Source organism: Blastococcus atacamensis (assembly GCF_002938425.1).
GTDB lineage: Bacteria > Actinomycetota > Actinomycetes > Mycobacteriales > Geodermatophilaceae > Blastococcus > Blastococcus atacamensis.
In genome coordinates, this window is sequence record NZ_POQU01000118.1 from 1 (window position 1) to 8580 (window position 8580).

Consider the following 8580-nt stretch of genomic DNA (forward strand, 5'->3'; position numbering starts at 1 on the left):
GGCTCCGCCGGGGCGCTCGCGCAGCGGCTGCTGTCCTCGTTGGTGGCGGGGGAGGAGGCGGGGGGCGACTTCCGGGGACGACGATCCGCCGCGATCATGGTCATCCGCTCCACCACCACCGGGCGTCCCTGGCACGACATGGTCGTCGACCTGCGCGTGGACGACTCAGCCGATCCGCTCGGGGTCCTGGCCGACCTCACCGTCACCAGGGCCCGCTACCAGGACGTCGTCCGGGCGTTCCAGCAGGCCATCGACGGCGATCCGGTCACCGCCGACCGCGAGCTCGAGCTGCTGCGCCCCATGGACCCGGTCACCGAGCCCGACCAGCTGATGTGGCGCGCCGTGATCGCCGCCCTGGCCGGCCGCGAGGACGCGGCACGCGCCATGCTCGCCGAGCTCGCCGCGTGCGCGCCCCAGTTCCTCGAGGCGGCCAGCCGCTTCGGCAAGGCCGGCCTCATGCCCGCGGACGTGATCGAGCGGATCATCCCCCCGGTGCCGGCGACCTGACGGTTCTCCCCCTACCGGGGGGCGTCGGACGTGACGTGCGTTTCAGATCCGGATCGTTCCGGCCGATCTGGTTCTCATGAAGTCCCGGCGGCGCAGTGCGACCGGAGACGCCCGTCGCGGCGTCGACCGGTCGATGGTCGCCGTCCGCGCACTGGCCGCGGTCTTCGGCGGCGGCTGGGTGCTGGCCTCGCTCGCCAGCGCCGCGGGTGTCGGCACCGCCGCCTCCTTCCTCGCGGAGAAGGGCAAGCTGCTCTTCCTCGCCTCGCTCGTCGTCATGTTCGTCGTACGCGGGCTGGCCGGACCGGGCCGGACCGCGTGGTGGTGCCTCGCCGGTGCCATGGCGTCGTACCTGGCCGGTGCGGCGACGTACGAGTTCTCCGAGCGGCACCTCGCCGTCGTCCCCGACCTACCGTGGTCCGACGTCGCCTTCTTCGGCTTCTACCCCCTGGCGTTCGCCGGGCTGTTCCTGCTCATCCGGCTGCGGACAAGGACGGTCACGCTCAGCACCTGGCTGGACTGCGCCGTCACCGGCCTGACCACGGCCGCGGTCGCCGCGGCGGCGGCCCTGGGCGCCCTGCTGCAGCAGGCCGGCGGGGACGTGCTCTTCATCGCGAGCATCGGCTACCCGGTCGCCGATCTCTTCCTCTTCGGGCTCATCGCCGGCGGGCTCGTGGTGATCGGTCGCGACGCCGGGGCCGGGTGGTGGTGGCTCATCGGCGGCTTCGCGGTCTTCCTGGTCGCCGACCTCACGTTCGCCTACCAGGTGGTGCACGGCACCTACGTCGTCGGCGGGCCGCTGGACACCCTGTGGGGCCTGGCCTTCATCGCCTTCGGCCTGGCGGCCTGCGTCGCTCCGCGTCCGGTGCGGTTCGACGCGACGGCGGTACCGCAGCGCCCCCTGGTCGTCCCCGCCGCCTGCGCGCTCGTCGCGCTGGGCATCCTGTTCCGCGGCTACCTGACCGGCGGTGACCCGGTCGCCGGTTCGCTGGCCCTCGGCGCCGTCCTGGCCGCGCTCGCCCGCACGGGCCTCACCTTCCGCGACGTGCGGGCGCTCGGCGACAGCCGCCGGCAGGCCCGCACCGACGAGCTGACGGGGCTCCCCAACCGGCGCTCGGTGTTCGAGTCCCTCGACGCCGCCGACGAGCGGCTGGCCGCCGGGGCGACGATCGCCGTGCTGGTCCTCGATCTGGACCGGTTCAAGGAGATCAACGACTCCCTCGGCCACTCCGTCGGGGACGCCCTCCTCCGCGAGGTCGGCGGACGGCTGCGCGAGGAGCTGCGCGCGGAGGACCTGCTGGCCCGGCTGGGCGGCGACGAGTTCGTGGTGCTCGCCGAGGAGCTGGACGCCGAGTCCGCTCTCGCCATGGCCCAGCGCCTGCGGGCCCAGTTCTTGCGCCCGTTCCTGCTCGGCGGTCTCGAGCTGACCGTCGACGTCAGCATCGGCCTCGCCGTCGGCCCGGAGCACTCGGGCAACTCCGCCGAGCTGCTGCAGCTCGCCGACCTCGCCATGTACTCGACGAAGGCCGGCCGCCTGGGCGCCACCGTGTACGACGAGGCCCGGGACGGGCACGGCCGGCACCGGCTGGAGGACGTCTCCCAGCTGCGCCGCGCGCTCGACCGCGGGGAGCTGGTCCTGCACTACCAGCCCAAGCTGGCGCTGAGCACCGGCGCCATCGAGGGTGTCGAGGCGCTCGTGCGCTGGCAGCACCCCACCCGGGGACTGCTCTACCCGGACGCCTTCATCGACCTCGCCGAGACCGCCGGCCTGATGAGCCGCCTGACCACCCAGGTCATCGACATGGCGCTGGCCCAGTGCCGCGTCTGGGCCGACCAGGGCCGGGCGCTCACGATGGCGGTCAACGTCAGCCCGTCGAACCTGGTGGACGAGCAGTTCCCCGACGTCGTCGCCGAGCTGCTCGCCGCCCAGGGGCTGCCCACCGGGATCCTCGTCCTCGAGGTGACCGAGAGCCTGCTCATGGAAGACCGGGAGCGCGCGGTGCGCGTGCTCAGCCGCCTGCGCGACGACGGCGTCGGCGTCGCCATCGACGACTACGGGACCGGGCACTCCAGCCTGGCGTACCTGGCCGCGCTGCCGGTGACCGAGCTGAAGCTGGACCGCACCTTCGTCTCCGCGATGACCGGCAGCCACCGGGCGGAGTCCATCGTCACCTCGACGCTGCAGCTCGCCCACGCGCTGGGCCTCGTGCTCGTCGCCGAAGGCGCGGAGGACCAGGCCACCGTCGATGCGCTCACCATGCTCGGCTGCGACGTCGTCCAGGGCTACCACCTCAGCCGGCCGCTGCCCCCCGACCAGCTGTGGAGCTGGCTCGAGGACCGCTCGCCGGCCGTCGTCGCCGACTGACCCGGGCCGGTCACCAGCCCGGCGTCGTCCCCCTGGTCCGATGCGGACCACACCGGTCCGCGCGCCGGACGCACGAGAGCCCCGTGCCGGACCGGCACGGGGCTCTCGGGGGAACCGATCAGCTCTTGGGGCGGGCCCCTGCGCGCAGGGCGCCGAGCAGGTCGTGGTTCAGCCGGGAGATGGTCTCCATCGAGATGCCCTTCGGGCAGGCGGCCGAGCACTCGCCGATGTTCGTGCAGCCACCGAAGCCCTCGCGGTCCTGCTGCGCGACCATGTTGACCACGCGGTCGTTCCGCTCCGGCTGCCCCTGGGGGAGCAGTCCGAGGTGGGTGACCTTGGCGGCGGTGAACAGCATCGACGACGCGTTCGGGCAGGCCGCCACGCAGGCGCCGCAGCCGATGCAGGTCGCGGCGTCGAACGCCGCGTCGGAGTCCGCCTTGGGCACCGGCGTCGCGTGCGCCTCGGGGGCGGTGCCGGTGGGCACGCTGATGTAGCCGCCGGCCTGGATGATCCGGTCGAACGCGCGCCGGTCGACGGCGAGGTCCTTGATCACCGGGAACGCCGACGAGCGCCACGGCTCGATGTCGATCTTGTCGCCGTCCTTGAACGACCGCATGTGCAGCTGGCAGGTGGTGGTCTGCTGCGGACCGTGGGCCTGCCCGTTGATCATGAGACCGCACATGCCGCAGATGCCCTCGCGGCAGTCGTGGTCGAAGGCGACCGGGTCGTCGCCCTGCATGATGAGCTGCTCGTTGAGCACGTCGAGCATCTCGAGGAAGGACATGTCCGGGGAGATGTCGGTGACCTTGTAGGTCACCATCTTGCCCTTGACCGAAGGGTCCTTCTGGCGCCAGATGCGCAGGGTCAGGTTCATCCCGCGCTTGGAGTCGGCAGGGTTGCCGACGCTCGACTGCATGCTGGCTGTCACTTGTAGCTCCGCTGGGCGAGGTGGACGTACTCGTACACGAGGTCTTCCTTGTGGAGCACCGGCGGCTGGCTCTCCGGCGTCCACTCCCAGGCGGCGACGTAGGCGAAGTTCTCGTCGTCGCGCAGCGCCTCGCCCTCGGGGGTCTGGCTCTCCGCCCGGAAGTGCCCACCGCAGCTCTCGTTGCGGTGCAGGGCGTCGATGCACATGAGCTCGCCGAGCTCGATGAAGTCGGCGACGCGGCCGGCGTGCTCCAGCGTCTGGTTGAACGAGTGCCAGTCGCCGCCGACCTTGAGGTCGCTCCAGAACTCCTGGCGGATCTCCCGGATGCGGTCGATGGCCTTGCGCAGCCCCTCGTCGGTGCGCTCCATGCCGCAGAAGTCCCACATCAGCTGGCCGAGCTCGCGGTGGAAGGACGCGGGGGTGCGGTTGCCGTTGATGCTGAGCAGCTTCTGGGTCTGCTGCTGGACACCCTGCAGCGCCTCCACGGCGGCCGGGTGGGACTCGTCGACCTTCTCGAACGGGCCGTCGGCGAGGTACGAGCTGATCGTCGAGGGCAGGACGAAGTAGCCGTCGGCCAGGCCCTGCATGAGCGCGCTGGCACCCAGGCGGTTGGCGCCGTGGTCGGAGAAGTTGGCCTCACCGATGACGAACATGCCGGGGATGGTCGACTGCAGGTCGTAGTCGACCCAGAGGCCGCCCATCGTGTAGTGCACGGCGGGGAAGATCCGCATCGGCGTCACGTAGGGGTCCTCGCCCGTGATCTGGGCGTACATGTCGAAAAGGTTCCCGTACTTGGCCTCGACCGCCGGGCGGCCCAGCCGATCGATCGCCTCGGCGAAGTCGAGGTAGACCCCCAGCCCGCCGGGGCCGACCCCGCGGCCCTCGTCGCAGACGTTCTTGGCCTGCCGCGAGGCGATGTCGCGGGGCACCAGGTTGCCGAACGCCGGGTAGAGCCTCTCGAGGTAGTAGTCGCGCTCGTCCTCGGGGATGTCGTTGGCGGGGCGGTCGTCGCCGCGCTCCTTGGGTACCCAGACGCGGCCGTCGTTGCGCAGCGACTCCGACATCAGGGTCAGCTTCGACTGGTAGTCGCCCTTGACCGGGATGCAGGTCGGGTGGATCTGCGTGTAGCAGGGGTTGGCGAAGTAGGCGCCCCGCTTGTGCGCCCGCCAGATCGCCGTGGTGTTGGAGCCCTTGGCGTTCGTGGAGAGGTAGAAGACGTTGCTGTAGCCGCCGCTGGCGATGACGACGGCGTCGGCGAAGTGGGTGCTGATCTCGCCGCTGACCAGGTCGCGGGCGACGATGCCCCGCGCCCGGCCGTCGACGATGATCAGGTCCAGCATCTCGGTGCGCGCGTGCTGCTCCACGCTGCCGACGGCGATCTGCCGCTCGAGCGCCTGGTAGGCGCCGTAGAGCAGCTGCTGGCCTGTCTGGCCGCGGGCGTAGAAGGTGCGCGACACCTGGGTGCCGCCGAAGGAGCGGTTGTCGAGCAGACCGCCGTACTCGCGGGCGAAGGGCACGCCCTGCGCGACGGCCTGGTCGATGATGTTGACGCTGACCTCGGCGAGGCGGTGCACGTTGTTCTCCCGCGCCCGGAAGTCGCCGCCCTTGACCGTGTCGTAGAAGAGCCGGTGCACGCTGTCGCCGTCGTTGCGGTAGTTCTTGGCGGCGTTGATACCGCCCTGCGCGGCGACGCTGTGCGCGCGGCGCGGGCTGTCCTGGTACCAGAAGGACTTCACCTTGTAGCCGGCCTCGCCGAGGGTCGCGGCGGCCGCTCCGCCGGCGAGCCCGGTGCCGACGACGATGATCGTCATCTTGCGGCGGTTGGCCGGGTTGACCAGACGCCCACGGAACTGGCGCTCGCTCCAGCGCTCGCCGATCGGGACGTCGGTGGGGGCCTTGGTGTCGGCGATCGGGTCGCCGACGGTGAACAGGTCGAGAGGCATCGCGGGTGGAGCTCCTTAGTCGACGAGCCCGAAGAGGACGCTGAAGGGCACGATGAGGAAGCCGGCGGTGAGGACGACGGAGAAGACGAGGGCGAAGGCCGTCACCGTCCGCTCCCGGCGCCGGTTGCTCTGGCCGAGGGTCTGCGTGGCGCTCCAGATGCCGTGGCGGAGGTGCATGCCCAGGAGCACGAGGGAGATCACGTAGAAGGCGGTGATGAAGGGGTTGGAGAAGCTCGCGACCAGGCGGTCGTAGGGCGTGCTGTCGTGCCCGTCCGGGTTCACGGTGCCGGTCGTGAGGTCGAGGATGTGGTAGACGATGAAGAGCAGCACGATCACGCCACCCCAGCGCATCGTGCGGGACGCGTAGCTCTGCGCCACGGCCTTCTTCGTCACGTACCGCTCGGGCCGGGCGCGCTTGGCCTGGCGCCACAGCGACACCGCGGCCCAGAAGTGCGCGATCACCGCGACCAGCAGGGCGATACGGATGATCGTCAGCGCCGTCTGCGGGGGGAGGGCGGGCGCACCGATGGTGCGGATCCACTCCGAGTAGTGGTTGAAGGATTCCCGGCCCGTGAAGACCTTCAGGTTCCCGACCATGTGCGCGATCAGGTACAGCACCATCACGATGCCGCTGATGGCCATGACGGCCTTCTTCACGACCGAGTTGGTCTTTGCAACCTTCGGCGTCCTACGACCCGCGTGCGTCACCGTCACCACAAGTGCTCACGCTAGGACTACAGGGCGCTCGCCACCAACCAAACACGAGGTGACACACCTCATGTAAGGGTGCCCTTATCGCAGGTCAGCGCGCTGTCCAGGGGCATCGGCGCAGGTCGGGGCCCCGCCGGGGAGGAACGGTGGGCCGGCCGCCGCGGCGTGTTGCAGGATTTACCGGTGCCCACTCCCACCCGAGGATTCCTCGGCCGCCGGCGCGAGCGCGACCCGCGCCTGCCGCCGGGGCAGTACGACGTCGGCAGCGACTGGCCGGTGCTCACCGCCGAGCCCACCCCGCGCATCGCTCCGGAGACCTGGAGCATCACCGTCGACGGTCGCGTGGAGTCGCCGACGACGTGGACCTGGGACGAGGCCCACCGCCTCCCGGCCTCGGAGTACCGCGGCGACATCCACTGCGTCACGACGTGGTCGAAGTTCGACACCCGGTTCTCGGGGATCAGCCTCGACTCGCTCCTCGAGGCCGCCCGGCCGACCGCGGAGGCGGGCTTCGTCATGGCGACGTCCAAGACCGGCTACACCACCAACCTGCCGTTGGCCGACGTCACCGGGGGCAAGGCGTGGCTGGTCTGGGACTTCGACGGCCGTCCGCTGACCCCTGAGCACGGTGGGCCGGTGCGGCTGCTGGTGCCGCACCTGTACTTCTGGAAGAGCGCCAAGTGGATCAGCAAGCTGACGCTGCTGGCCCGCGACCAGCCCGGCTTCTGGGAGCAGAACGGTTACCACGACCGCGGGGACCCGTGGCGCCAGCAGCGGTACCAGGGTGACTGAACCGCTGGGACGCGGCGTCGCCGGCGCGCCCAGCGGAGGGTGGCGGACCGCCACCGTCGCCGGGGTCCGCCGTCCCGTGCCCCGCTCGGTGCAGCTGCGCCTGGACGTCGAGGACCGGATCGACCACCTGCCCGGTCAGCACTACGTCGTGCGCTTGACCGCGCCCGACGGGTACACCGCCCAGCGGTCGTACTCGGTCGCGTCGGCACCGGGCGACCCGTTGCTGGAGCTGTTCGTGGAGCGCCTGGACGACGGCGAGGTGTCCACGCACCTGGCCGACGTCGTCGAGCCCGGCGACGTGCTGGAGGTCCGCGGCCCGATCGGCGGCTGGTTCGTCTGGGACGGCGAGAGCCCGGCGCTGCTGCTCGCCGGCGGCAGCGGTGTCGTCCCCTTCGTGTCGATGCTGCGCACGGCGCGGGCGCTGGGACGCACCGACCTCCTGCGGATCGCGGTCTCGGTGCGCACCCTGGAGGCGCTGCCCTACGCCGACGAGCTGGTCGAGGCGGGCGCGCTGGTGGTGACGACGGGCGAGGCGCGCGGCATCCGGCCGGCGGGACGGCTCACCGGCGCGGACCTCGTGCCGCTGTGGGAGCCGGGTCAGACGGTGTACGTCTGCGGCTCCGGTGGCTTCGCCGAGTCCGCGACCGGGGTGCTCGTCGGCCTGGGCGTGCCCCCGGAGGTCATCCGGGTGGAGCGGTTCGGCCCCAGCGGCGGACCGGCCTGACCTACGACTCCTGTCGGGGCCGGTCAGCCGAACGCACGCCGGGCCGCGGCGACGACCTCGGGGCTCAGCACCGGCGCCCACTCCTCGGTGAGTCGCCGGAAGTAGCCGCCGTGCTCGTCGAGGAACCCCGGGGGGCCGTGCTCGGCGACGTCGATCTCGGTGACCAGGCTGAGGTCGGCGAAGTCGCGCAGCTGCTGGTCGTCGAGCTCAGTCGCCGCACCGGTGTGCCGGTCGTGCACCCGGCGGGCGGTCGGGAGCTCCGGCCAGGTCCGGTCCCGGTCGCAGGCGCCGTACCGGTGCACCAGCTCCTCGGCCGCCGGCCCGACGATCCCGATCAGCAGCGGCCGCTCGTCGTCGCCGAGCAGCCGGACGTCGAACCCCTGGGTGCCGTAGACCGCGTGCGCGCGGCCGGCCAGCTGCACCTGCCGCGGGAGGCCGAGCGCCGCGAGCCGGTGCTGCACCGGCTGCGCGTGCCCGTACAGGGTGCCGCCGGGGTGGTCGATGCCCTCGGCGCCGCGGTCGCGGAGCAGGGCGGCGAGCCGGTCGGTGCTGTCCACGGCAGGCGACCGTAGCTGCCGCGTCCGGTGTGGGCGCCTCCGGTGGGGGTAGGGCG

At 71.8% G+C, this 8580-nt stretch carries 8 protein-coding genes; 4 read left to right on the forward strand and 4 right to left on the reverse strand.

Annotated elements, in window-relative coordinates:
- Together C5508_RS18245 and C5508_RS18250 are read left to right on the forward strand one after the other, a co-directional pair.
- Positions 1-507, forward strand: a 507-nt coding sequence (locus C5508_RS18245) for a DUF1028 domain-containing protein (protein ID WP_113684665.1), incomplete at its 5' end; no start/stop codon positions are given.
- A 76-nt stretch (positions 508-583) separates the two neighbouring features.
- Positions 584-2869: a putative bifunctional diguanylate cyclase/phosphodiesterase gene (locus C5508_RS18250; RefSeq protein ID WP_104526343.1), complete on the forward strand. Its 2286-nt coding sequence runs from the start codon at positions 584-586 to the stop codon at positions 2867-2869.
- Between the two features lie 118 nt (positions 2870-2987).
- Here the strand turns inward: C5508_RS18250 and C5508_RS18255 are convergent, their stop codons facing one another.
- From C5508_RS18255 to C5508_RS18265, 3 genes are read right to left on the reverse strand one after another with little or no spacing between them, the layout of a single operon-like run.
- On the reverse strand, positions 2988-3797 hold the full coding sequence (locus C5508_RS18255; RefSeq protein ID WP_232797277.1) for a succinate dehydrogenase/fumarate reductase iron-sulfur subunit: 810 nt from the start codon (positions 3795-3797) through the stop codon (positions 2988-2990).
- The gene (locus tag C5508_RS18260) at positions 3794-5740 is read right to left on the reverse strand and encodes a fumarate reductase/succinate dehydrogenase flavoprotein subunit (protein ID WP_104526344.1); all 1947 of its coding nucleotides are present in this window, start codon (positions 5738-5740) and stop codon (positions 3794-3796) included. The genes C5508_RS18255 and C5508_RS18260 overlap by 4 nt, the downstream gene beginning before the upstream one ends.
- A 15-nt stretch (positions 5741-5755) precedes the next feature.
- Positions 5756-6397, reverse strand: coding sequence for a succinate dehydrogenase cytochrome b subunit (locus C5508_RS18265; protein ID WP_232797278.1), 642 nt, complete (start codon positions 6395-6397; stop codon positions 5756-5758).
- 237 nt (positions 6398-6634) lie between these two features.
- Here C5508_RS18265 and C5508_RS18270 point away from each other — a divergent pair, with 237 nt between their 5' ends.
- Both C5508_RS18270 and C5508_RS18275 read left to right on the forward strand, forming a co-directional pair.
- Complete coding sequence (locus tag C5508_RS18270; RefSeq protein ID WP_104526346.1) at positions 6635-7243, forward strand: sulfite oxidase-like oxidoreductase; 609 nt, start codon at positions 6635-6637, stop codon at positions 7241-7243.
- Positions 7236-7967, forward strand: a complete 732-nt coding sequence (locus C5508_RS18275; RefSeq protein ID WP_232797279.1) for an FAD-binding oxidoreductase — start codon at positions 7236-7238, stop codon at positions 7965-7967. The genes C5508_RS18270 and C5508_RS18275 overlap by 8 nt, the downstream gene beginning before the upstream one ends.
- Positions 7968-7990: 23 nt before the next feature.
- Here C5508_RS18275 and C5508_RS18280 read toward each other — a convergent pair whose 3' ends face one another.
- On the reverse strand, positions 7991-8524 hold the full coding sequence (locus C5508_RS18280; protein ID WP_104526347.1) for a DUF6817 domain-containing protein: 534 nt from the start codon (positions 8522-8524) through the stop codon (positions 7991-7993).
- Positions 8525-8580: the final 56 nt, after the last annotated feature.

Coding starts and splice junctions, on each gene's coding strand:
- C5508_RS18260 (WP_104526344.1), bottom strand. CDS start 5,740: ATGCCTCTCGACCTGTTCACCGTCGGCGACCCGATCGCCGACACCAAG.
- C5508_RS18250 (WP_104526343.1), top strand. CDS start 584: ATGAAGTCCCGGCGGCGCAGTGCGACCGGAGACGCCCGTCGCGGCGTC.